We start from the raw sequence: 23,803 nt of genomic DNA, 5'->3' as shown, positions 1-23,803 counted from the left end.
TCATGCGTGTCCAAGCCTACGGCGCCCACGCGGGCGACAAGCCCCTTGAGCCCCTGCAAATCACCCGTCGAGCCCCCGGCGCCCATGATGTCCAGATCGACATCGCCTTCTGTGGCATCTGTCACTCGGACCTGCACCAGGTGCGTGCCGAATGGGCGGGCACGCAGTTCCCCTGCGTGCCGGGCCATGAAATCGTCGGCCGGGTTTCGGCAGTCGGCGCCCACGTGTCGGGTTTCAAGACTGGCGACCTGGTCGGCGTCGGTTGCATCGTCGATAGCTGCAAACACTGCGACGACTGCGACAGCGGTCTGGAGAACTACTGTGACGGCATGATCGGCACCTATAACTTTCCGACCCCGGACGAGCCAGGCTGGACCCTGGGCGGCTATTCGCAAAACATCGTGGTGCATGAGCGCTATGTGTTGCGCATCCGTCACCCGCAAGCGCAACTGGCCGCCGTCGCGCCACTGTTGTGCGCGGGCATCACCACTTATTCGCCTCTGCGGCACTGGAATGCCGGGCCGGGCAAGAAGATCGGCGTGGTCGGCATCGGAGGCCTGGGCCACATGGGCATCAAGCTCGCCCATGCGATGGGCGCTCACGTCGTGGCGTTCACCACCTCCGAATCCAAGCGCGAAGCGGCTCGGCAACTGGGGGCCGATGAGGTCGTGGTGTCGCGCAATGCCGAGGAAATGGCGACCCACACCCAGAGTTTCGACCTGATCCTCAACACCGTGGCCGCGCCCCACGATCTCGACGCCTTGCTGGTGCTGCTCAAGCGCGACGGCACGATGACGCTGGTGGGCGCCCCGGCGACCCCGCATCCATCGCCCAATGTCTTCAACCTGATCATGAAGCGGCGCACCGTCGCCGGGTCGATGATCGGCGGCATTGCCGAAACCCAGGAGATGCTGGATTTCTGCGCGCAGCACGGCATCGTTTCCGACATTGAGCTGGTGCGCGCCGACCAGATCAACGAGGCCTACGAGCGCATGCTCAAGGGTGACGTCAAGTATCGCTTCGTGATCGATAACGCGACCTTGGCCAGCTAAGCCATCGCGAGCAGGCTCGCTCACAGGAAAGGGGCGATGTGGGCGCGCAATCTGCGGACGCCCGCGATCAATGAGCCGCCACCCCACCCCCCGAGTCTTAAACAAATCCCCTGTGGCGAGGGAGCTTGCTCCCGCTGGCCTGCGTGAAGCAGGCCCCTGCACGGTTTCAGTTGCACCGAGTTGCCCGGTTTACGACTGCTGCGCCCGAGGCGTCGGACCGGCCGAGCGGGAGCAAGCTCCCTCGCCATGGGGTTGGTGGTGTTTGGGCTGGCGTCATCGCGAGCTCGCTCACAGGTCCATCAAGCAAGCGTCAAAGCCCCAGGCCTTCTTCCACCAATGCAAGCAGGGCGTCTTCGTCCAGGGCGAGGGCGTTGGGGCGCGGTTGCCCGGTCGAGCTTGGCGCCTGGATATGCCACAGCGAGTCACCGTGCTCGCCGACCGTGCGCACAAGGCGGCGCAGTTGTCCTTTCAGGTGGACTTCGATGCAGCCTTCGCCTTCGGAAGAAAAGCGGGCGATCGGGTCGAGTTCGATACGCCGGTGATTGCCCTCGATCACCAGTTGATCGATGGCGTAGTGGTAGGACGAGCCGCTGCCGTGGCGTTCAAACACGTGGGTGGGATTGTGCCGGATGTCCAGGCCGGCCTCGCAGACCGGTGCCAGCCAGGTCTCGATCTGCCGGTACAGTTCGTAGACCTGGGCGGGCCAGTGTTCGATGGCCAGGTCGGCGCAATGATCGGTATCGGCCGGGGTCCGTTGGGCTTGCCTCAGTTTGGCCGCCAGTTGGTCTGCCTTGCTCATGTCGATTTTCCCTGTCGTGATGATTGGATTGGCTCAATGAGGTTGAGCTTAGCCGAAGGGGGGGCAGATTCATTTGCGCTGGATCATGTGACGGACCTGGCGTGGGTCATGACGACCTGCTCGCCACCGCGGCGTTTTTGGATCCAGTCGGGCCATCCATCGACTCGGCGACACGCGCAAATTGCCGCCCCACAAACGGTAGGCTAAGCTCTCGAATATTGGGGGGTTTGAGCGAATTGCTCATGCTTTTGCCCCCCCTCAGGATTTCGCTTGCCTATCCCCATCATCGATCCGCTCCATCCTCCCGGCGGTGCCTTGAAACGTCTCCCCCTGCTCAAGGCAGCGGTGATGTTTATCGCGGCGGTCTGCCTGTGCCTGTGTGGTTTGCTCTATCTGCAACTTGAACAGTCCCGCCACCAGGATCTGACATCGGCCCGCGTCGCCTCGGTCAACCTTACCCAAGCCATGGCCCAACAGGCCCAGGACACCTTCCTTCAGGCGGATCTGGTGCTGGCCAGCCTGGCAGATTGGATCCAATCAGACGGTTTCGGTCCGGACATGCGACCGCGCATGCATAACACCTTTGTCCGGCGGGTGCAGTCCCTCGAACAACTGCAAGGTTTGTTCCTGTTCGACAAGCAAGGTCATTGGGTCGTGACCTCGTTCGACAAACTGGTCAAGGGCGCCGGGGTCGCGGATCGGGAGTACTTTCTTTTCCACCAGCAGAATGCTTCGTTGATCGCCCACATCGGGCCGGCGATTCGCAGTCGGCAGGATGGCCAGTGGATCATTCCGGTTTCACGGCGCGTGAACGACAAGGACGGCAACTTCCAGGGCGTGTTGATGGCCGGGATCAAGATGGGCTACTTCGACAAGTTCTTCAGGAGCTTCAGCCTCGACGAAAAAAGCGAGATGACCCTGGCCTTGTCCGATGGGACGTTGCTGGCCCGCCGGCCTTACGATGAGGCGCGAATCGGCTGGCCGTTGGCCGAGGAGCCTATTTTCAAGCATGACACGGTCGTCGGTCTGGGCGGCGAAACCGTGATCCGCTCCGCAGTCGATGGTGTGGTCCGGTTATACGGCCACCGGCATTTGCAGGCCTACCCACTGGTGGTCACCGCGGCGATGTCCGAGGAGGCGATCCTGGCGGGCTGGTCCGGCAGGGCGTTCCAGTCCAGCCTGATCGTGGCCTTGGTGGTCCTGGGCATTTGCCTGTTCGGGTGGGTATTCGCCCGCCAGGTGCGCAACAGCGAGCGGATCGAGGCCGACCTGCGCAAGGCCCAGGAGGCGTTGGAACTGATCGCCACCCATGACAGCCTGACCGGGCTGGCGAACCGGAGGCTGTTCGAACGGGCGTTGGACATCGAGTTCGGCCGAGGTGCTCGCCAGCACAGCCCGCTGAGCCTGATCATGGTCGATATCGATTTCTTCAAGCGCTACAACGACACCTATGGGCACGTGGCCGGGGATCATTGCCTGGCGCAAGTGGCGCAGGTATTGAAAGATTGTTGTCACCGCAAGGCTGACCTGGCGGTGCGTTATGGTGGCGAGGAATTCGCGGTGCTGCTGCCCGATACCAACCTGAGCGGGGCGATGGCGCTGGCCGAGCAAATTCGCCACCGGGTCATCGACAGGCACATCGTTCACTCCGGCTCGCCCACCGGTTACCTGACGGTAAGCCTGGGTTGCTATGCCTTCGTGCCCAGCAGCCTGGACAGCATCGAAGTGTTCATCCAGCGGGCCGACGCCGCCCTGTACCAAGCCAAGCACGAGGGTCGCAACCGCGTGGCGGTCTTGTCGCTGCAAGACGAACTGGATGCGCTGCAACGTTCGGATCGTTGAGATCGGTTGGAATCATTGACGAGGGGCGACGGTCCATTGCTCAGTCAGTTCATCCTGCATTTGCAGCCCCGCTACACGCTCGATGGCCAGGAGATCGTGGCCGTGGAAAAGCGGCGTTGAACGGCGGGGGCGTGAGAAGCTCGGCCATTGGCAGTCCCGGGCCATTATTGTCTGGTGCGGGGAAATGCCTTATACCAGCCCGAACGCAGCGCGCGTCTCCAGCGGCGCTGCACCGGACCGGAAAGGACACCCCATGGACACGTTTCAACTGAGCGATTCGAAGCGCTATCTACAGCGCTTGGGTTTCGACCACAAGCCCGCACCGACCCTCGACACCCTGCAACAGCTTCAACGGCGCCATACGGCTGAGTTTCCGTTCGAGACCCTCTCCACGCTGCTGCGCCAACCGGTGCCCATCGACCTGGCGTCGGTCGAGCGCAAAGTCTTCGAACAGGGGCGCGGCGGTTATTGCTATGAGCTCAACCAGTTGTTTTTGGCCTTGCTCCAGGAGCTGGGCTTCGAGGCGCGGGGCATCACTGGCCGGGTGGTGATGAATGCGCCTGAGGGCACCTGGGCCGCCCGTACTCACCGTCTGAGTTTGGTGACGTTCGATGGCGTGCGCTACATCACTGACGTCGGCTTCGGTGGCATGGTGCCCACCGCACCGTTGCTGCTGGACAGCCGCGATGCCCAATTCACCCCCCACGAACCGTACCGGATCGAGGCCCAGGCGGACGGCTACATGCTGCGCGCCAACGTCGCCGGCGAGTGGCGGCCGATGTACCTGTTCGACCTGCAACGCCAGGAAGACATCGACTACACCCTCGGCAACTGGTACGTCAGCAACCACCCGGAGTCGCCGTTCATGGGCCGGCTGATGGTGGCCCGCACGGGCGACAAGCTGCGCAAGACGCTCAACGGCAACAGCTACGCCGTACACCGGATCGGCGAAGAGAGTGAGCGACGGACCCTCACCGACGCCGATCAACTGATCGACTTGCTGGAGCAGGAGTTCGGCCTGCGTGTTCCGCCGCGGGAACTCTTGCGCCCAGCTGTGCAGGGGGTATTGGACTAAGGAGGGTTGGCGAGGGCGGGAGTCGGCTAGGGTTTTCTGACGGGGTGCGCAACAAGTTGTATACAACTCTATGGACATTTGTTCCGAGTTTTGAATACAGTGTGCGCATAACAAAAACCAGGGAAACCCCGAACCATGAAAACGCCCCATGTTTCACTCCCACGGCCCGAGGACGAAAACCTTGGCGTCGGCGCGAATATGGCTTACGGCCTGCAACATGTGTTGACCATGTATGGCGGCATTGTCGCGGTGCCGTTGATCATCGGCCAGGCGGCCGGGCTGGCACCGGCGGACATCGGCCTGTTGATCGCGGCGTCATTGTTTGCAGGCGGGCTGGCGACACTGTTGCAGACCCTCGGCCTGCCGTTCTTTGGCTGTCAGTTGCCGCTGGTCCAGGGCGTTTCGTTTTCCGGCGTCGCGACCATGGTGGCGATCGTCGGCACGGATGGGGAGGGCGGCATGCAAGCCATCCTGGGCGCGGTGATCGCCGCCTCCCTGATCGGCTTACTGATCACCCCGGTCTTCTCGCGCATCACCCGGTTCTTCCCACCACTGGTCACGGGCATCGTGATCACCACCATCGGCCTGACGCTCATGCCCGTGGCTGCACGCTGGGCGATGGGCGGTAACAGCCACGCCAGCGATTTCGGCAGCATGGCGAACATTGGCCTGGCCGCCGTGACCCTGGTGCTGGTGTTGCTGCTGAGCAAGCTGGGCAACGCGAGTATTTCCCGGTTATCGATCCTGCTGGCCATGGTCGTCGGGACGGTCATTGCCGTGTTCCTCGGCATGGCGGATTTTTCAGGTGTCAGCCAGGGCCCGATGTTCGGTTTCCCGACGCCGTTTCACTTCGGCATGCCGGCCTTCCATATTGCCGCGATCCTGTCCATGTGCATCGTGATCATGGTGACGCTGGTGGAAACGTCGGCCGATATCCTGGCGGTGGGCGAGATCATCGACACCAAGGTCGACTCCCGGCGCCTGGGCAATGGCCTGCGGGCTGACATGCTGTCGAGCATGATTGCGCCGATCTTCGGTTCCTTCACCCAGAGTGCCTTCGCCCAGAACGTCGGGCTGGTGGCCGTGACCGGGATCAAGAGCCGTTTCGTGGTGGCCACCGGTGGGGTGTTCCTGGTGGTGCTCGGCCTGTTGCCGTTCATGGGCCGCGTGATCGCCGCCGTGCCGGCTTCCGTCCTGGGCGGCGCCGGTATCGTGTTGTTCGGTACCGTGGCCGCCAGCGGCATCCGTACGCTGTCGAAGGTCGATTACCGCAACAACGTCAACCTGATCATCGTGGCCACCTCCATTGGCTTCGGCATGATCCCCATTGCCGCGCCGAACTTCTACGATCACTTCCCAAGCTGGTTCGCGACCATTTTCCATTCGGGCATCAGTTCCTCGGCCATCATGGCCATCGTGCTGAACCTGACCTTCAACCACTTCACCCGAGGCAACTCCGACCAGCAGTCCGTCTTCGCCGCCGGCACCGAGCGGGTGCTGCGCTACCAGGATCTGGCGGCGCTGCGCGAAGGGGACTACTTCAGTGAGGGCAAACTGCACGACTGCGATGGCAATGAGGTGCCCGTGATCGCCGAGCCCTCCCATGCCCCGACCGAACATGCCCCGACCGAACATGGGCCGGTTCGACTCAAGAGCAGTGAGCACGTCTGAGCGCCCGCTCATCCATCAAACCGCGGCAAATAAAAAATGCCTGTGATCACTGATCACAGGCATTTTTTGTATTCTCGGCGACTGGATTACCAGCGACCGTAATGACCCCGGGGCGGACCATAGTAGTAGCCCCGTGGTGGCCCGTAATACACCGGGGCCGGGCGATAGTAGATCGGTTGTTCTACATACACCGGCTGCGGCTGGTAGTAGACCGGAGGCGGTTGCTGCACATAGACCGGCTGCGGCTGGACATAGACCGGTTGCTCCACGTACACCGGCCGATCACGGTTGATGAGGGCCGAGCCGACGATGGCTGAACCGACAATGGCACCAAATACGGCGGGCCCCTCCCAACCACCACGACCGTGGGCGGATGCCTGGCCGGTGACCGCGAGTGCCCCCATGAGCAGGGCAATGATGGGAAGTTTACGATTCATGGCTGTTCCTCGTTTCGGCCCCGGCGGCTGTGGTCTGCGACAGACCCGTTGAGGGTCGCGGGGGTACTTGCTCTGACAACGATTTTTCCAGAATTTACCGCGCCGTTGGGTAAATATTGTGTAAGGTCTGTACCGCTTTCGTTACCGCGTCGCCCCTGGTCGCCTGGCTGGAGGCCGCGCCTGGCTTGGGCTCGTCATCGAATTGAAGCGGACGGGGCGGTGATTCCGTCTGTCCGAAAGTCAACGCAAGGAGATCCGCATGCAGATCAATCCCAACAAAGACACCCAGCTGTGCATGTCGCTGTCGGGGCGCCCGGGGAACTTCGGCCTGCGCTTTCATAACTACCTGTATGAGCAACTGGGGCTGAATTTCTACTACAAGGCTTTCAGCAGCCAGGACCTGCCCGGTGCCGTGGGTGGCATCCGGGCCTTGGGCATCCGTGGCTGCGGCGTGTCGATGCCGTTCAAGGAGGCCTGCATTGCCCTGGTGGACGAACTGGACCCTTCCGCCGCAGCGATCCAATCCATCAACACCATCGTCAACACCCAGGGCCACCTGAAAGCCTACAATACCGACTACATCGCCATCGCCCAGTTGCTGCACACCCATGCGGTGCCCAAGGACGCCACGTTTGCGCTGCGCGGCAGCGGCGGCATGGCCAAGGCGGTGGCCAGCGCCTTGCGCGACGGCGGGTATCCGAACGGTGTGATCGTGGCGCGCAACGAAGCCACCGGGCGCGCCCTGGCCGAGTCCCTGGGCTACGCCTGGCAGGCTGAATTGGCTGGTCTTCGGCCGCAGATGTTGATCAACGTCACGCCGATCGGCATGAGCGGCGGCCCGGAAGCCGATCAGTTGGCGTTCGAGCCCGCCGCCATTGCAGCGGCCGAGATCGTGTTCGATGTCGTGGCGGTGCCGTCGCAAACGCCATTGATCGTGCGCGCCCAGGCCGAAGGTAAACGGGTCATCACTGGCCTGGAAGTCATTGCGATCCAGGCCTTGGAGCAGTTCGTGCTCTACACTGGCGTACGACCCAGCCAGGAACAGTTCGAAAAAGCCGTGGCCTTCGCCCGCTCCTGAACGGCGGTTACTCCAGCCGGTCCAGCCGCTCTTCCAGGGCGGCGATCCGCGCTTCGAGCTCTTCGATGCGCTCCAGCGAAACACCGCCGGTGCTGCGCTCTACAGGGTGCTGGCGGGCGGCGAGAATCGCTTCGATGTCCGCCGGGTCACCCATGGCGTGCACATAGCGGTCCTCGCGCTGGCCGGCCTGGCGCGGCACCAGCAATGCCAGGCCGCGGGCGATCAGGCGCTCCAGCTGATGCAGCACTTGCTCGGTGTCTTCGAAGTCGTGCATCCGGCCGCTGCGGGTGAGCAGTTCGTTGATGGTTTGCGGGCCGCGCAAGAACAGCAGCCCCATCAGGACCACCTGGGCCGGCACCAGCTCCAGGGCCTTGTCGAGCCGGTGTTCCCAGCGGTCGGCACGACTGCCCATCACCAAGCGGGTAAACCCTTGGCCTTCCAGTGCTCGCAGGCTCTGCCCGACTTGGCCCGGGTTGAGGTTCATCACTGGTTCGCGGCTGGTTTTCTGGTTGCAAGCCAATACCAGGGCGTTGAGGGTCAGCGGATAGGTTTCAGGGTTGGTGGCCTGTTTTTCGACCAGCGCGCCGAGGATGCGGATTTCTGTACTGCTGAGCCGGGGTTCTTCAGCCTGGCTTTGTTCGTCGATGCTCATCGCGCGTTCCCTATGCTGTGGAAGCCGCCTAGCCTAATCCTTGCGCAATAAAAGACAAGTCGTGCAACGAGCCGTGGCTATAATCGCTTCCGTTTGATTCATTCTTTCCTGCCAACTGCATGAGATCGCCATGACTATTTCCCTGTACGCCGCCTCCGTCCCGGTTTTCAAGCAGATGCTCAACGCCTTGAGCGATGTGCTGAACAAGGCCGAAGCCCACGCCACCGCGAAAAACATCGACCCGAACGCTTTCCTGCAAGCCCGCCTGTACCCGGACATGTTCCCGTTGGTGCGCCAGGTGCAGATCGCCGTGGACTTCGCCAAGGGCGTGTCTGCGCGTCTGGCTGAGATCGAAGTACCGAAATACGACGACAGCGAGACCACCTTCGCCGAGCTGCAAGCCTTGATCGCCAAGGTACTGGCCTTTATCGATGGCATCGCTGCGGCACAGATCGACGGCAAGGAAGGCATCGAGATCGTTACCCGTCCGGGCACGCCGAAGGAAAAACGCTTCACTGGCCAGAACTACCTGCTGACCTACGGCCTGCCGCAGTTCTTCTTCCACATCACCACTGCCTACGCATTGCTGCGCCACAACGGCGTGGAAGTGGGCAAGCGCGACTACATGGGCGCGTTCTAACTCGCCGCCACAAAAAAGCCCGGGACGGTTTGGGCCGTTCCCGGGCTTTTTTGTGGCTGTGATGTCTGTGCAGCGGCGATGTACCGAGGCGCCTACTTCGCGAAAGCGCAAGATCCGTCACTGCATAAGTCAGGTTGCCCAGATCGGTTATGCCGTACGCGCCAGCTTCTCTTCCTCACCCAGGCAAGCCGCCGCAGTGAACAGCACATCGGTCGACGAGTTCAACGCTGTCTCCGCCGAGTCTTGCAGGACCCCGATGATGAACCCGATCGCCACCACCTGCATGGCGATCTTGCTGGGAATGCCGAACAGGCTGCACGCCAGGGGAATCAGCAACAGCGAACTCAAGCGCGTTTGTCTGGTCGGCGCATTCTGTTAGGCTTTGTCGTCATCACCTTTCTATTTTCGCCGGCGAGCCCTTGGGCTGACGCTGGTGTCGTCGTTTTGCCGGAGTTCTGCATGCTGTTACCCATTTTCCTGTTGTCGGCCGCCGGCTTTACCGTGCTGACCACGGAATTCGTCATCGTCGGGCTGCTGCCCGCCATTGCCCGCGACCTGCACGTCAGCATTCCCCAGGCCGGACTGCTGGTGACGTTGTTCGCGTTTACCGTGGCAGCGTTCGGGCCGTTCCTGACCGCCTGGTTCGCGCGCGTCGAACGCCGCAAGTTGTTTATCAGCGTGCTGGTGATGTTCGGCCTGGCCAACCTGCTGGCGACATTCGCCCCGAACATCTGGGTCATGGGCATTGCCCGGCTGATCCCGGCCTTGGGCCTGCCGGTGTTCTGGGCGCTGGCCAGCGAAACGGCGGTGGACATCGTTGGGCCGCAACACGCTGGGCGGGCCATCGCCCGAATCGGTTTCGGCATCGTCTGTGCGACGGTGTTCGGCATTCCCGTGGGCACGCTGATCAGCGATGCGTTTGGCTGGCGCAGCGCGTTTGCGGTTCTGGCGGTCATCGCTTTCGCCAAGGCGTTGTTGCTGTTCATCTATCTGCCGAAGACCCAGCTGCACCAGCAGCAGGTCAGCCTGCGCTCGCAATTGAAGATCCTGCGCAGCCCCTTGATGCAAGGGCATGTGCTGCTGTCGATCCTGGTGTTCAGCGGCATGTTCACGGCCTACACCTACCTGGCGGATATCCTCGAGCGCCTGGCCGGGTTCGACGGCACCCTCGTAGGTTGGTGCCTGATGGGCTTTGGCGCCGTAGGGTTGCTTGGCAACTCCTTGGGTGGCCGGGCGGTGGACCGGCATCCGCTGATCGCGTCGATGGTGTTCTGCCTGTTCATGATCGGTGGCATGGTGGCGTTGGTGCCGAACATCCACTCGACCCTCGGCCTGGCGCTGGCGATGGGCGTCTGGGGAGTGACCCAGGCAGCCCTGTTCCTGGTCAGCCATGTGCGCCTGATGAAGGCCGCCCCACACGCGCCGGCCTTTGCCGCCTCGCTGAACATCGCCGGCGGCAACCTGGGCATCGGCCTGGGGGCAATGATCGGCGGGCGGGTCATCGATACCCTGGGGCTGGGCAGCGTCGGTTTCGCCGCCGCCGGCCTCATCGTGGTGTCGATCCTGCTGGCGTTGTGGCTGATGACCATCAACCCGCGTGTCGCCTGTGCCGACGGCTAATCGTTGAACAGCTGGCGGCGCGCGCCTTCGGCAATCGCGACGATGCCCGGGTGGCTGACCTTGCGTTCCACGGAAATGGCGTAGAAGGATTCGCTCACCGCGTCGGTCTGGCCGATGAGTTGTACGCCGTACTGGCGCTCGATTTCTTCGGCAATCACGCTCGGGCCGATGAAAATCCCGCTGCCGGATTGGCCGAAGGCCTGCATCAACGCGCTGTCATCGAATTCGCCAACGATGCGCGGCTGGATCTGTTGCTCGGCAAACCAGCGTTGCAAGCGGTTGCGCACCACGGTTTCCGGGCCGGGAATCAGCAGCGGGGCATCCTGCAGCCCATGGGGGAAGTCCGGCCCGTAGCGTTCGGCGAGCGCGGCGGTGGCGAAGAAGCTGATCCCGCATTCCCCCAATTTCTGGCTGTAGCCTTTGATGTCCAGATGGCTTGGCATCGGGCTGTCGGAGATCACCAGGTCCAGACGCTGGATCGCCAGGTCCGCCAGCAGCCGTTCGAGTTTGTCCTCGCGACAGGTGATGCGCAGCGGCTCGTTCAACTCCATGGTCGGTGCCAGCAGGCGATAAACGATGGATTTGGGCACGACGTCCGCCACCCCGACCCGAAACAGGGTTTGCTGCTCATTGGGCTGGGCCCGCAGCATCAGCTCCAGCTCGCCGCCCAGCTGGAACATGTGTTCGGCATAGGGCAAGGTCTGGCGACCGGCTTCGGTCAATTCCAGTTGCCGTCCGACCCGGCGAAACAACTTGATGTGATAGGTCTGTTCGAACAGCGAAATCTGCCCGCTGATGGTCTGAGGAGTGAGGTTCAGCTGCTCGCAGGCCCGCACGATGCTGCCGGTTTTTGCTACGACCCAGAAGTAATGCAGTTGTCGGTAATTGAGCATGGGTTCACACAACTTCGTAAAAATCGAAGTATAGGCGCTGAAAATACGAATTTTTCTGAAGTGTACGCGTCTCTAGAATGCGTTGCCAGGCGGGCACCGAACCTGCCCTAAGCCCTCTAACCGCGTATCGAGTCAGGACTGACCCATGGATTATCTTCTACAACTCGCCGCCAGCCCCACCGCGTGGATCGCCTTGGCGACCCTGGTCGTCATGGAAATCGTGCTGGGTATCGATAACCTGATCTTCATTTCGATCCTGACCAACAAGCTGCCCGCACAGCATCGCGCCAAGGCACGGCGGATCGGTATTGGCATGGCGTTGATCCTGCGCCTGGGCTTGTTGAGCACCATTGCCTTCATTGTGCAGTTGACTGAGCCGGTCATCGAAATACTGGGCCAGGCGTTCTCCTGGAAAGACATGATCCTGATTGCCGGCGGTCTGTTCCTGCTCTGGAAAGCCACCACCGAGATTCACCACAGCATGGATCCTTCCCCGGATGACCCGAAATCGGCCTCGTCTGGCGTGACCCTTGGTTTTGCTGCCGCTATCGGGCAGATCCTGATGCTGGACCTGGTGTTCTCCATCGACAGCATCATCACGGCCGTGGGCATGACGGAACACCTGCCGATCATGATCGTCGCGGTGGTGGTCTCGGTATTGGTGATGTTGCTGGCCGCCGAGCCGTTGGCCAAGTTCATCAACGACAACCCGACGGTGGTCATGCTGGCTTTGGGCTTCTTGATCATGATCGGCATGACGCTGATCGCCGAAGGTTTCGGCGCCCATGTGCCTAAAGGCTATGTCTATGCCGCCATGGCGTTCTCGGCCGCTATCGAGGTGCTGAACATGATGGCCCGCCGGGCCCGGCAGAAGGCGGTGGCGAACAACGCCTGATCTGATAGCCGTAAAAAAGCCGTTCGGAGCCTGTCCGGACGGCTTTTTTCATGGGAAGAAATGTTCAGTGCGCGGCAACGTGGTGCCGGGCTGGTTTTGCGGTATTTTCCGACGGCTGTGCGGGTGTGTGGTGATGGCGGCGGGAAATGCGCAGCACCCCCCAAAGCATGGCGGCCGCCACGCTCAGCCAGCCGAATATCAGCATCAGAATTGTCGTTGTCGGGCTCATCTGTGCCTCCTTCTGCCCGGATTCAGGGCCATGCACACTCTGTATAAGGGACAGTCTAGCCGGCCAAGTGTTGCAGGCAATCGATTGCCCCTGGTCAAGGGCAGAAGGGTTCGTTCTATCGGAGCTGTCCATCTGCTGTTTAAGGCTATACCCGAGGCGGTGTGCGTCTTATGATCTAAGGCCCAAGCCTGGCCTGGACGCCAGGTGCCTGTAAGAGAGTCCACATGTTGCCGGTCATTTCCTCTTTTCGATCCCTTATGCTGGCGACAGCCTGTATTGCGGCCCTGGCGGGTTGCGCAGGCAACGTATCGCCGCAGATCCAACGCCTGCCTGAACGGGTAGAACTCAACAGCGTGCCGTTCTATCGAGGCGAAATGTACCAGGGCGCCCCGCAGTCCCTGGCGGCCTTGCTGACGTATCAAGGCACCGTGATCACGCCGGGGCTGCTGGAAAAACCCTTGCGCCTGCCGGGTGGTGAAGGCGATTTGCAGTGGAGCATCCCAACCCTGGCGCGTGAGTATGGATTGGTGGTGTACCCCCTGCGTGCCAGGTTACCTATGCTGTTGGAGCAGGTCGCAGCCGGTTATCCCGTCCTGGTGCGCTACGCCGAGGGCTCGCCGTTCTGGCCCGAGATACACTATGGCGTCCTCGTCGGCTATAACCGCCAGAAACAGACGGTCTTGCTGCGGGCAGGTAACAATCTTCGGGAGTCGAGGAGCTTCAGTGCTTTCGAATCGGACTTCCAAAGCTTGGGTGGCTGGGCGGTGTTGCTCCAGAAACCCACGCAGCTTCCGGCCAACGTCGAACCAGAGCGTTGGCTCAAGGCTGCGCAGGAATTGGCCGGGGCCGGGCAGGAGCAAGCGGCGGCGCGCGCCAGACAGGCCTTGGACGCCGCGCATTGATCCATTGTCCCGTTCGTCACTTGCCGGGCACGACCTTGTCGGCCTGAAGCTCTCACGCTCAAGGCCCGGAATATCCGGGCCATGATTCGAGGAGGCAGGTATGGCGCAGTCGAAAACACCTACGGGGCCGCATTCTTCCGAGCATTCATCCGGCGAGGGCCTGGGTTTCGATCCGGATTCGCCGGACCTCGACGATCCGCAAGTCGACCCGGCAGGGCCGGCCAAGGCGCCCTTGGACGGGGAGAAGGAGCGCCAGGCGCCCAGGACTCATGATCCATTGGGTGATCTGAAGCCTTGAGCAAAGAAAAGCCCCGACGAGTCGGGGCTTTTCTTTGTGGTTTATTTGGACGCTTCCGTCACGCCACTCTGGCGACTCTTGAGATTCTTCGCCGCCTTGTATTGCAAGGCCACCGACGGCACATCGGCGCTCTTGCCCGTTTCCACCCAACTGCGTATCCGGCTGGCATCAGCGAAATGGGTGTACTTGCCAAAGGCATCGAGAATCACCAATGCCATCGGCCGATTACTCATTTTCGTCACCAGCACCAGGCAGTGGCCGGCCTCATTGGTGAAGCCCGTCTTGGTCAACTGAATGTCCCAGTTGGCCTTGTGGATCAGGTGATCGGTGTTGCGAAAGCCCAGGCTATAGACCGGCTTGCGGAAGGTAACGGTCTTTTCCTTGGTGGTGCTCAGCTCGCTCAGCAGCGGGTACTTGCGCGCGGCAATCAGCAGCTTGGTCAGGTCGCGGGCAGTGGACACGTTGTGAATGGACAGTCCGGTAGGCTCGACATAATGGGTGCTGGTCATGCCCAGGGCCTTCGCCTTGGCGTTCATGGCGGCGATGAATGCGGCGTACCCGCCCGGATAGTGATGGGCGAGGCTGGCGGCGGCGCGGTTTTCCGACGACATGAGGGCGATCAGCAACACGTCGCGGCGCGACAGTTCGCTGTTGAGCTTGACCCGGGAAAACACGCCCTTCATTTCAGGGGTGTTGGCAATGGTGATGGAAATGTATTCGTCCAGGTTCTGCTTGGCATCGAGCACGATCAGACCGGTCATCAACTTGGTCACCGAAGCAATGGGCACCACCACGTCCGGGTTGCTCGAATAAACGACCTTGTCGGTCTGCAAATCCAGCAGTATCGCGCTGCCCGAGGCGACCTGCAGTTTGGATGTGTCGCGGGGAGCAGCGATGGTCTCCTGCGCATCGACGTTTTGCGTGAGTAGAGGGCCTGTGAAAGCAAAGAGCAGGCTGAGGAGCGAAAGACGGATTTTCACGCGAGTAGACTCGATGGAGTTGAAGGAGCTTTTCAGCAGCGGCTTTGGAAAAAGCGTCGCATTTTATGAGTATGGGCGAGGACTGCGCCATATGCCCGTGCCGCCTGGGCTGGCGAATGAATAAAATTTAATGAAGGCGTGATCTGGCGATAAAAACAACTGTGGGAGCGAACGTGCTCGCGATAACCATAGGGCAGTCAGCCTGAAGGCTGGCCGGTCCACCGTTATCGCGAGCACGCTCGCTCCCACAGGGGCTTGCTGGTGCGTATCAGCTATGCAGCGTCTCTGCCGCATACAACGTGTTTTCCAGCAGGCAGGCGCGGGTCATCGGACCTACGCCGCCAGGTACCGGAGTGATCCAGCCGGCGCGGGGCAGGGCGGTCTCGTAGACCACGTCGCCGACCAGCTTGCCGTCTTCCTGGCGGTTGATGCCCACGTCGATGACAATGGCGCCTTCCTTGATCCACTCGCCCTTGACCAACCCCGGCTTGCCAGCGGCAACCACAACCAGGTCGGCACGGCCGACATGGCCGGCCAGGTCCTTGGTGAAGCGGTGGGTCACGGTGACGGTGCAGCCGGCGAGCAGCAGTTCCATGGCCATCGGTCGCCCGACGATATTGGACGCGCCCACGACCACGGCATCCAGGCCGTACAGGTCCACGCCCGTGCTTTCCAGCAAGGTCATGATGCCTTTGGGGGTGCAAGGGCGCAGCAGCGGGATGCGCTGGGCCAGGCGGCCGACGTTATAAGGATGGAAACCGTCGACGTCCTTGTCCGGGCGAATGCGCTCGAGCAGTTTGGAGGCGTCAAGGTGTCCGGGCAGAGGCAGTTGCAGCAGAACGCCGTCGATGTTCGGGTCGTCGTTCAGGCGATCGATCAGATCGGCCAACGCTTGTTGGGTGGTTTCGGAAGGCAGGTCGTAGGCCTGGGAAAGGAAGCCGACCTCTTCACAGTCTTTACGCTTGTGCGAGACATAAACCTGAGAGGCAGGATCGCTGCCGACCAGGATCACCGCAAGGCCGGGCGTGCGCAGGCCTTGCTGGCGACGCTCGGCGACTCGTTGGGCGATCTGCTGGCGCAGGCTGGCGGCGATCGATTTGCCGTCGATAAGTTGTGCAGTCATTGCGCGTGGTTAACCATCGAGAGGGGAAATAAAGAGAGCGCATTCTCGCACGCAAAGCCGCGAGGGCAAAGGCGCTTGGTCTGCAAATTCCCCTAAGCCCTTTAATTAAATGAATTTTTTTCAAAAAAGAGTTGACGACCTATCGGGTCGTCTATAACATTCGTCGCACTTGTCGGGCACAGCCTAGCACTGGTTAAGAAGGTGGAGCGGAGTTGGTTGTTTCAACTCGGCAAAACTGAAAGCACTTAGTTTGTACTCGTCCAAGAATACAGATTAAAAAGGCGCCCGTAGCTCAGCTGGATAGAGCATCCGCCTTCTAAGCGGATGGTCGCAGGTTCGAGTCCTGCCGGGTGCGCCAATTAGGCAGCTTTGGCACAAGTAACGCAACAAGGCAATATGGTGGGCGTAGCTCAGTTGGTAGAGCACGGGATTGTGACTCCCGTTGTCGTGGGTTCGATCCCCATCGTCCACCCCATATTCTAGAAGGCGCCAGATCTAACAGTCTGGCGCCTTTGCTTTAAAAGCTTGATACGCGGATGTGGTGGAATTGGTAGACACACTGGATTTAGGTTCCAGCGCCGCAAGGTGTGAGAGTTCGAGTCTCTCCGTCCGCACCAAACAAGTCGCTATGTAGATAGCAGAAAACGGCGCAGTACCTGAAAAGGGCTGCGCCGTTTTTGTTTTTGGTGGTTTTTGTGTCTGGCGCTGGCGGTGGGTTGTCACGATTGTGTTACGTGATGATGCGCGGCAGGCCCCGTCGGTCTCCTTGTGGGGGCGGCGGTCAGGTGTGCGGGTACAGTGCTTCTATATATAGAAGCGTTGTGGCAGGCATCTGGTCGGAACGACCTGTATTTGCAATCCGGGGGAGGCGTGGCGGTTTGCCTGTGCTCCTAAATTCGGTGCCGGTTTCCTGCCTGTTTCAGTAGGGTGACTTCTTGGGTTTGACCTACTAGAATGCATGCCCTTGATTCTGGGGGCGGGAACGCCCGGCCAACGTCTGTGCAACGAGGAATATCCATGCAAGTTTCTGTTGAAAATACTTCTGCTCTTGAGCGCCGCATGAGCATCACCGTGCCGGCTGAGCGCATCGAGACTCAGGTCAACAAGCGTCTGCAGCAGACTGCCCAAAAGGCCAAGATCCCAGGCTTCCGCCCAGGCAAAGTGCCAATGAGCGTGATCCGTCAGCGTTACGAAGCTGATGCGCGTCAGGAAGCTGTGGGCGACGTGATCCAGTCTTCGTTCTACGAAGCGGTCGTCGAGCAGAAGCTGAACCCGGCCGGCGCACCGTCCGTCGAGCCTAAAGTGCTGGAAAAAGGCAAGGACCTGGAATACGTCGCTACGTTCGAAGTGTTCCCAGAGTTCACTGTAGCCGGTTTCGAGTCGATCGCCGTCGAGCGCCTGAGCGCTGATGTGTCCGATGCCGATCTGGACAAGATGCTGGACATCCTGCGCAAGCAGAACACCCGTTTCGAAGTGGCCGATCGCGCTGCCCAGAACGAAGATCAACTGAACATCGACTTCGTTGGCAAGGTTGACGGTGAAGTGTTCGCTGGCGGTTCCGCCAAGGCTACCCAGCTGGTGCTGGGTTCCGGTCGCATGATTCCTGGCTTCGAAGACGGCCTGGTTGGCGCCAAGGCTGGTGAAGAGCGCGTTCTGAACGTGACCTTCCCTGAGGATTACCAGAACCTGGACCTGGCTGGCAAAGCCGCCGAGTTCACCGTGACTGTCAACAGTGTTTCCGCGCCGACACTGCCTGAGCTGAACGAAGAGTTCTTTGCCCAGTTCGGCATCAAGGAAACCGGTCTGGAAGGTTTCCGCACCGAAGTTCGCAAGAACATGGAGCGTGAACTGCGCCAGGCCATCAAGTCCAAGGTCAAGAACCAGGTCATGGACGGTCTGCTGGCCGCCAACCCGATCGAAGTGCCTAAAGCGTTGCTGGACAACGAAGTCAATCGTCTGCGCGTGCAGGCTGTCCAGCAGTTCGGCGGCAACATCAAGCCAGACCAACTGCCGGCCGAACTGTTCGAAGAGCAAGCCAAGCGCCGCGTCGTGCTGGGCCTGATCGTTGCCGAAGTGGTCAAGCAGTTCGAGCTCAAGCCTGACGAAGCCCGTGTTCGCGAGCTGATCCAGGAAATGGCCTCGGCTTACCAAGAGCCTGAGCAGGTCGTGTCCTGGTACTACAAGAACGACCAGCAACTGAACGAAGTCCGTTCGGTTGTGCTGGAAGAACAAGTTGTGGATACTGTTCTGCAGAAAGCTAGCGTGACCGATAAAGCGGTCTCTTACGAAGAAGCGGTCAAGCCGGTGGAAGCTCCACAAGCCGATTGATCGTTCCGCGGTAAGAAATACACACCATAAGCCAGCCTTCGTGCTGGCTTATGCGTATTCAAGACATAACTATTTGGGAGTGACTGCGAGACATGTCCCGCAATTCTTTTTATCAGCAGAGCTCTGACATCCAGGCCGCAGGCGGCCTGGTCCCGATGGTTATCGAGCAGTCCGCTCGTGGCGAGCGCGCCTATGACATCTACTCGCGCCTGCTCAAGGAACGCGTCATTTTCCTGATCGGCCCCGTTGAAGACTACATGGCCAACCTGGTTGCGGCGCAACTGCTGTTCCTTGAAGCGGAAAACCCGGACAAGGATATCCATCTTTACATCAACTCCCCCGGCGGTTCGGTGACTGCAGGCATGTCGATCTACGACACCATGCAATTCATCAAGCCGGACGTTTCCACCATCTGCATCGGCCAGGCCTGCAGCATGGGTGCTTTCCTGCTCGCCGGTGGCGCAGCGGGCAAGCGTCACTGCCTGCCTAACTCACGCATGATGATCCACCAGCCATTGGGTGGTTTCCAGGGTCAGGCGTCGGACATCGACATCCATGCCAAGGAAATCCTCCATATCCGTTCGCGCCTGAACTCCCTGCTGGCCCATCACACCGGCCAAAGCCTGGAGACCATCGAGCGTGATACCGAGCGTGACAACTTCATGAGCGCTGAGCGTGCGGCCGAATACGGCCTGATCGACTCCGTGATCAACAAGCGTCAAATGCCTGCCTAAGCCGCTCAAAATGCAGGTGGTTGGGATGACCGGCCGCCTGCGGGCTTGAAAAAGCCCGCAATTGCCTTCATCTTGTGTTGCAAGCCTATCGGATTTGGATCGATCGAATGACTGACACCCGCAACGGCGAGGACAACGGCAAACTGCTTTATTGCTCCTTCTGTGGCAAAAGCCAGCATGAAGTACGCAAATTGATTGCCGGCCCCTCGGTCTTCATTTGCGACGAGTGCGTCGACCTGTGCAATGACATCATCCGCGAGGAGGTGCAGGAAGCCCAGGCCGAAAGCAGCGCGCATAAATTGCCTTCGCCTAAAGAAATCAGCGGCATCCTTGATCAGTATGTGATTGGTCAGGAACGCGCGAAAAAGGTTTTGGCGGTAGCGGTGTACAACCACTACAAGCGCCTGAACCAACGTGACAAGAAGAATGACGAGGTCGAACTCGGCAAGAGCAACATCCTGCTGATCGGCCCGACAGGCTCGGGTAAGACCCTGCTTGCCGAAACCCTGGCCCGCTTGCTGAACGTTCCGTTCACCATCGCCGACGCAACCACCCTCACCGAGGCTGGCTACGTAGGTGAAGACGTCGAGAACATCATTCAGAAGTTGTTGCAGAAGTGCGACTACGATGTGGAAAAAGCCCAGATGGGCATTGTCTACATCGACGAAATCGACAAGATTTCCCGCAAGTCCGACAACCCGTCCATCACCCGGGATGTTTCCGGTGAGGGCGTGCAGCAGGCCTTGCTCAAGTTGATCGAAGGCACGGTCGCTTCCGTTCCGCCCCAGGGTGGTCGCAAGCATCCGCAGCAGGAATTCCTGCAAGTCGATACCCGCAACATCCTGTTCATCTGCGGCGGCGCATTCTCCGGCCTGGAGAAGGTGATCCAGAACCGTTCCACCCGTGGTGGCATCGGTTTCAATGCCGAAGTGCGCAGCAAGGAAGAGGGCAAGAAGGTCGGTGAATCCCTGCGTGAAGTCGAACCTGACGATTTGGTCAAGTTCGGTCTGATCCCGGAATTCGTGGGCCGTCTGCCGGTCCTGGCGACGCTGGACGAGTTGGATGAAGCAGCGTTGATGCAAATCCTGACCGAGCCGAAGAATGCGCTGACCAAGCAGTATGCCAAGCTGTTCGAGATGGAAGGCGTAGACCTGGAGTTCCGGTCTGACGCGCTGAAATCGGTCGCCAAACGTGCCCTGGAGCGTAAGACCGGTGCCCGTGGATTGCGCTCGATTCTCGAAGGCGTATTGCTCGACACAATGTATGAAATCCCCTCGCAGTCCGAGGTGAGTAAGGTTGTGATCGACGAAAGCGTCATAGAAGGCAAGTCCAAGCCACTGTATATCTACGAAAACAGTGAGCCGGCTGCCAAGGCCGCACCGGACGCTTAAGCGTCCCGTTGTCGGAACAAAGGAGGGGCCTTCGGGCCCCTTTGCTTTTATGTGGCGAGGGATTTAGCGAAACGTCGCACCGCCCCGCTGGGCTGCGTAGCAGCCTCCCCAACCAGTCAATTATTTCTTTTAACCGTCTGGCATTTGCCTTTGCGCTTGTTTTTTTTCAGCGCTGCCCCCATCTTGGTTTCAAGCTTACTTCCATCTGTTTCCGGCCATAGGGCCGCCGTAGAGGCGAAATCATGAAGACAACCATCGAATTGCCTCTCCTGCCATTGCGTGATGTCGTGGTGTATCCGCACATGGTTATCCCGCTGTTCGTGGGGCGCGAGAAGTCCATCGAAGCCCTTGAGGCAGCGATGACGGGCGACAAGCAAATTCTCCTGCTGGCTCAGAGAAACCCTGCTGACGACGATCCTGGTGAAGATGCGCTGTATCGCGTGGGGACGATTGCAACGGTCTTGCAACTGCTCAAGCTGCCTGATGGCACCGTCAAGGTGCTGGTGGAAGGCGAGCAGCGCGGTACGGTCGAGCGTTTCAGCGAAGTGGACGGCCATTGCCGGGCCGAGGTGTCGCTGATCGAAGAAGTCGACGCCCCTGAACGTGAGTCTGAGGTGTTTGTCCGCAGCCTGCTTTCTCAGTTCGAGCAATACGTGCAACTGGGCAAGAAGGTCCCCGCCGAGGTCCTGTCGTCGCTTAACAGCATCGACGAGCCGGGCCGGCTGGTGGACACGATGGCGGCCCATATGGCCCTCAAGATCGAACAGAAGCAGGAGATCCTCGAGATCATCGACCTGTCGGCTCGTGTCGAGCACGTGTTGGCATTGCTCGATGGCGAGATCGATCTGCTGCAGGTCGAGAAGCGCATTCGTGGTCGCGTCAAGAAGCAAATGGAGCGCAGCCAGCGCGAGTACTATCTGAATGAGCAGATGAAGGCCATTCAGAAGGAGCTGGGCGACGGTGACGAAGGTCACAACGAGATCGAAGAGCTCAAGAAGCGCATCGATGCAGCAGGGCTGCCCAAGGATGCATTGGCCAAGGCCCTGGCTGAGCTGAACAAGCTCAAGCAGATGTCACCGATGTCCGCCGAAGCCACTGTGGTGCGTTCCTACATCGACTGGCTGGTCCAGGTGCCGTGGAAGGCCCAGAGCAAGGTTCGTCTGGACCTGGCGCGTGCCGAGGACATCCTCGACGCCGACCACTACGGTCTGGAAGAGGTCAAGGAGCGCATCCTCGAATACCTCGCCGTGCAAAAGCGCGTGAAGAAAATTCGTGGCCCGGTCTTGTGCCTGGTCGGTCCTCCCGGGGTGGGTAAAACCTCCCTTGCGGAGTCGATTGCCCACGCCACCAACCGCAAATTCGTACGCATGGCCCTCGGTGGGGTGCGTGACGAAGCGGAAATCCGGGGTCATCGCCGTACTTACATCGGTTCGATGCCAGGAAGATTGATTCAAAAGATGACAAAGGTGGGTGTGCGCAACCCGCTGTTCCTTTTGGATGAAATCGACAAGATGGGCAGCGACATGCGTGGCGATCCAGCCTCTGCATTGCTCGAAGTGCTCGATCCGGAGCAGAACCACAATTTCAACGATCACTATCTGGAAGTCGACTACGACCTGTCGGATGTGATGTTCCTCTGCACCTCCAACTCCATGAATATCCCACCAGCGTTGCTGGACCGGATGGAGGTGATTCGTCTGCCGGGTTATACCGAGGACGAGAAGATCAACATTGCCGTCAAGTACCTCTCGCCCAAGCAGATCCAGGCCAATGGCCTGAAAAAAGGCGAGCTGGAGTTCGGCGAAGAGGCGATTCGCGACATCATTCGCTACTACACCCGTGAGGCGGGTGTGCGCGGCCTGGAGCGGCAGATCGCCAAGGTCTGCCGCAAGGCGGTCAAGGAGCACGCGCTGGAGAAACGCTTTGCGGTCAAGGTCACGCCTGACCTGCTGGAGCACTTCCTGGGTGTGCGCAAGTTCCGCTACGGCCTTGCCGAGCAACAGGATCAAATCGGCCAGGTGACTGGCTTGGCGTGGACCCAGGTCGGTGGTGAATTGCTGACTATCGAGGCCGCCGTGGTGCCGGGCAAAGGGCAACTGATCAAGACCGGTTCCCTTGGTGACGTGATGGTCGAGTCGATCACTGCAGCGCAGACGGTGGTGCGCAGTCGCGCCCGCAGCCTGGGCATTCCCGCGGATTTCCACGAGAAGCGCGACACCCACATCCACATGCCTGAGGGGGCGACGCCCAAGGACGGTCCTAGTGCCGGGGTGGGCATGTGCACGGCGCTGGTTTCTGCGTTGACGGGTATCCCGGTGCGCGCCGATGTCGCCATGACCGGCGAAATCACGCTGCGTGGTCAGGTATTGGCTATCGGTGGCTTGAAGGAAAAACTCCTGGCGGCTCACCGTGGCGGGATCAAGGTCGTGATCATTCCCGAAGAGAATGTCCGCGACCTGAAGGAAATTCCTGACAACATCAAGCAGGATCTTCAGATCAAACCTGTTAAATGGATTGACGAGGTCCTGCAAATTGCGCTGCAATACGCGCCGGAGCCCTTGCCGGATGTGGCTCCGGAGATTGTCGCGAAGGACGAAAAGCGAGAGTCTGACTCTAAGGAAAGAATTAGTACGCATTAATACGTATTTGCCTGGGGGGCTTCCTTGACAGTTTTTTAGAGCCCTTGTTATAAAGCGGCTCTTATGTGTCTGTAGGCCATTCAGCACTCGTTTTTGCTTTCACCAAAAAAACTTAGAATCATCTCAAATAGATATAAGGGGACTTAGAGTGAACAAGTCGGAACTGATTGATGCTATCGCTGCATCCGCTGATATCCCGAAAGCTGCTGCTGGCCGCGCGCTGGACGCTGTAATCGAATCCGTCACTGGCGCTCTCAAGGCTGGCGACTCCGTTGTTCTGGTAGGTTTCGGTACCTTCTCCGTGACCGATCGCCCAGCGCGTACCGGTCGCAACCCACAGACCGGCAAAACGCTGCAAATTCCTGCGGCCAAGAAGCCAGGCTTCAAAGCTGGTAAAGCGCTGAAAGAAGCCGTTAACTAAGGCTTCACTGAGTTTATCCGGGTCGGGTCATGCCTGGCTTGGCAGCGGAGCGGTAACACGGTCGGTTGCAACCGACCTGTCGTGCCAGGGCTCGGGGGTTCGAG

22 protein-coding genes, 3 tRNA genes and 1 pseudogene are annotated in these 23,803 nt (G+C 60.1%); 18 read left to right on the top strand and 8 right to left on the bottom strand.

Annotated features, from left to right (window positions below):
* The first annotated feature begins 2 nt into the window (after positions 1-2).
* Complete coding sequence (locus tag ACODSJ_RS06750; RefSeq protein WP_489100972.1) at positions 3-1,052, top strand: NAD(P)-dependent alcohol dehydrogenase; 1,050 nt, start codon at positions 3-5, stop codon at positions 1,050-1,052.
* Positions 1,053-1,362: 310 nt separating this feature from the next.
* Here the strand turns inward: ACODSJ_RS06750 and ACODSJ_RS06745 are convergent, their stop codons facing one another.
* Positions 1,363-1,851 (bottom strand): hypothetical protein, encoded by a 489-nt coding sequence (locus ACODSJ_RS06745; protein WP_489100971.1) that lies wholly within the window; start codon positions 1,849-1,851, stop codon positions 1,363-1,365.
* A 270-nt stretch (positions 1,852-2,121) separates the two neighbouring features.
* Between ACODSJ_RS06745 and ACODSJ_RS06740 the strand changes: the two genes are divergently transcribed.
* From ACODSJ_RS06740 to ACODSJ_RS06730, 3 genes are all read left to right on the top strand, one after another.
* A complete protein-coding gene (locus tag ACODSJ_RS06740) occupies positions 2,122-3,693 on the top strand; it encodes a sensor domain-containing diguanylate cyclase (RefSeq protein WP_489100970.1) in 1,572 nt (523 codons plus the stop codon).
* A 253-nt stretch (positions 3,694-3,946) separates the two neighbouring features.
* Positions 3,947-4,768, top strand: a complete 822-nt coding sequence (locus ACODSJ_RS06735) for an arylamine N-acetyltransferase family protein (RefSeq protein ID WP_489100969.1) — start codon at positions 3,947-3,949, stop codon at positions 4,766-4,768.
* A 135-nt stretch (positions 4,769-4,903) separates the two neighbouring features.
* Entirely contained in the window at positions 4,904-6,439 is a 1,536-nt protein-coding gene (locus ACODSJ_RS06730; protein WP_489100968.1) for a nucleobase:cation symporter-2 family protein, read from the top strand.
* An 86-nt stretch (positions 6,440-6,525) separates the two neighbouring features.
* On the opposite strand, the gene ACODSJ_RS06725 is transcribed toward ACODSJ_RS06730, so the two are convergent.
* The gene (locus ACODSJ_RS06725; RefSeq protein WP_489100967.1) at positions 6,526-6,876 is read right to left on the bottom strand and encodes a hypothetical protein; all 351 of its coding nucleotides are present in this window, start codon (positions 6,874-6,876) and stop codon (positions 6,526-6,528) included.
* Positions 6,877-7,135: 259 nt separating this feature from the next.
* On the opposite strand from ACODSJ_RS06725, the gene ACODSJ_RS06720 reads away from it, so the two are divergent.
* Positions 7,136-7,954, top strand: coding sequence for a shikimate 5-dehydrogenase (locus ACODSJ_RS06720; protein ID WP_489100966.1), 819 nt, complete (start codon positions 7,136-7,138; stop codon positions 7,952-7,954).
* 7 nt (positions 7,955-7,961) lie between these two features.
* On the opposite strand, the gene ACODSJ_RS06715 is transcribed toward ACODSJ_RS06720, so the two are convergent.
* On the bottom strand, positions 7,962-8,606 hold the full coding sequence (locus ACODSJ_RS06715) for a YceH family protein (protein WP_489100965.1): 645 nt from the start codon (positions 8,604-8,606) through the stop codon (positions 7,962-7,964).
* A 130-nt stretch (positions 8,607-8,736) separates the two neighbouring features.
* Between ACODSJ_RS06715 and ACODSJ_RS06710 the strand changes: the two genes are divergently transcribed.
* Positions 8,737-9,246, top strand: a complete 510-nt coding sequence (locus tag ACODSJ_RS06710) for a DUF1993 domain-containing protein (RefSeq protein WP_489100964.1) — start codon at positions 8,737-8,739, stop codon at positions 9,244-9,246.
* A gap of 147 nt (positions 9,247-9,393) precedes the next feature.
* Here ACODSJ_RS06710 and ACODSJ_RS06705 read toward each other — a convergent pair.
* Positions 9,394-9,588, bottom strand: a pseudogene (locus ACODSJ_RS06705) (serine/threonine transporter SstT); the annotation flags it as partial.
* A gap of 117 nt (positions 9,589-9,705) precedes the next feature.
* Here ACODSJ_RS06705 and ACODSJ_RS06700 point away from each other — a divergent pair.
* A complete protein-coding gene (locus ACODSJ_RS06700) occupies positions 9,706-10,866 on the top strand; it encodes an MFS transporter (protein ID WP_489100963.1) in 1,161 nt (386 codons plus the stop codon).
* On the opposite strand, the gene nhaR is transcribed toward ACODSJ_RS06700, so the two are convergent.
* Complete coding sequence (gene nhaR, locus ACODSJ_RS06695) at positions 10,863-11,759, bottom strand: transcriptional activator NhaR (RefSeq protein WP_489100962.1); 897 nt, start codon at positions 11,757-11,759, stop codon at positions 10,863-10,865. The two genes, ACODSJ_RS06700 and nhaR, sit on opposite strands and share 4 nt — an antisense overlap.
* Positions 11,760-11,904: 145 nt before the next feature.
* On the opposite strand from nhaR, the gene ACODSJ_RS06690 reads away from it, so the two are divergent.
* A complete protein-coding gene (locus ACODSJ_RS06690; RefSeq protein WP_489100961.1) occupies positions 11,905-12,654 on the top strand; it encodes a TerC family protein in 750 nt (249 codons plus the stop codon).
* A 64-nt stretch (positions 12,655-12,718) separates the two neighbouring features.
* On the opposite strand, the gene ACODSJ_RS06685 is transcribed toward ACODSJ_RS06690, so the two are convergent.
* Positions 12,719-12,883, bottom strand: a complete 165-nt coding sequence (locus ACODSJ_RS06685) for a hypothetical protein (protein ID WP_489100960.1) — start codon at positions 12,881-12,883, stop codon at positions 12,719-12,721.
* Positions 12,884-13,107: 224 nt separating this feature from the next.
* Between ACODSJ_RS06685 and ACODSJ_RS06680 the strand changes: the two genes are divergently transcribed.
* Together ACODSJ_RS06680 and ACODSJ_RS06675 are read left to right on the top strand one after the other, a co-directional pair.
* Positions 13,108-13,785, top strand: a complete 678-nt coding sequence (locus ACODSJ_RS06680; protein WP_489100959.1) for a peptidase C39 family protein — start codon at positions 13,108-13,110, stop codon at positions 13,783-13,785.
* A gap of 100 nt (positions 13,786-13,885) precedes the next feature.
* Positions 13,886-14,083: a DUF6021 family protein gene (locus tag ACODSJ_RS06675; protein WP_489100958.1), complete on the top strand. Its 198-nt coding sequence runs from the start codon at positions 13,886-13,888 to the stop codon at positions 14,081-14,083.
* A gap of 41 nt (positions 14,084-14,124) precedes the next feature.
* Here the strand turns inward: ACODSJ_RS06675 and pbpG are convergent, their stop codons facing one another.
* Positions 14,125-15,063, bottom strand: coding sequence for a D-alanyl-D-alanine endopeptidase (gene pbpG, locus ACODSJ_RS06670; protein ID WP_489100957.1), 939 nt, complete (start codon positions 15,061-15,063; stop codon positions 14,125-14,127).
* Between the two features lie 268 nt (positions 15,064-15,331).
* Positions 15,332-16,186, bottom strand: a complete 855-nt coding sequence (folD, locus tag ACODSJ_RS06665; protein ID WP_489100956.1) for a bifunctional methylenetetrahydrofolate dehydrogenase/methenyltetrahydrofolate cyclohydrolase FolD — start codon at positions 16,184-16,186, stop codon at positions 15,332-15,334.
* A gap of 281 nt (positions 16,187-16,467) precedes the next feature.
* Between folD and ACODSJ_RS06660 the strand changes: the two genes are divergently transcribed.
* From ACODSJ_RS06660 to ACODSJ_RS06625, 8 genes are all read left to right on the top strand, one after another.
* A tRNA-Arg gene (locus ACODSJ_RS06660) sits at positions 16,468-16,544 on the top strand.
* 41 nt (positions 16,545-16,585) lie between these two features.
* A tRNA-His gene (locus ACODSJ_RS06655) sits at positions 16,586-16,661 on the top strand.
* Positions 16,662-16,718: 57 nt separating this feature from the next.
* Positions 16,719-16,803: transfer RNA gene (locus ACODSJ_RS06650), tRNA-Leu, on the top strand.
* Between the two features lie 400 nt (positions 16,804-17,203).
* Entirely contained in the window at positions 17,204-18,514 is a 1,311-nt protein-coding gene (gene tig / locus ACODSJ_RS06645) for a trigger factor (RefSeq protein WP_489100955.1), read from the top strand.
* Positions 18,515-18,606: 92 nt separating this feature from the next.
* Positions 18,607-19,248, top strand: a complete 642-nt coding sequence (clpP, locus tag ACODSJ_RS06640) for an ATP-dependent Clp endopeptidase proteolytic subunit ClpP (RefSeq protein ID WP_003183177.1) — start codon at positions 18,607-18,609, stop codon at positions 19,246-19,248.
* Positions 19,249-19,355: 107 nt separating this feature from the next.
* Positions 19,356-20,639, top strand: coding sequence for an ATP-dependent Clp protease ATP-binding subunit ClpX (clpX, locus tag ACODSJ_RS06635; RefSeq protein WP_024778305.1), 1,284 nt, complete (start codon positions 19,356-19,358; stop codon positions 20,637-20,639).
* Positions 20,640-20,881: 242 nt separating this feature from the next.
* The gene (gene lon, locus ACODSJ_RS06630) at positions 20,882-23,278 is read left to right on the top strand and encodes an endopeptidase La (protein WP_489100954.1); all 2,397 of its coding nucleotides are present in this window, start codon (positions 20,882-20,884) and stop codon (positions 23,276-23,278) included.
* A gap of 148 nt (positions 23,279-23,426) precedes the next feature.
* Positions 23,427-23,699, top strand: coding sequence for an HU family DNA-binding protein (locus ACODSJ_RS06625; RefSeq protein WP_245142928.1), 273 nt, complete (start codon positions 23,427-23,429; stop codon positions 23,697-23,699).
* Positions 23,700-23,803 lie beyond the last annotated feature (104 nt).

The organism is Pseudomonas sp. FG6, assembly GCF_057809015.1.
The sequence above is the reverse complement of the archived record's forward strand: the minus strand, read 5'-3'. Positions and strand labels throughout refer to the sequence as shown.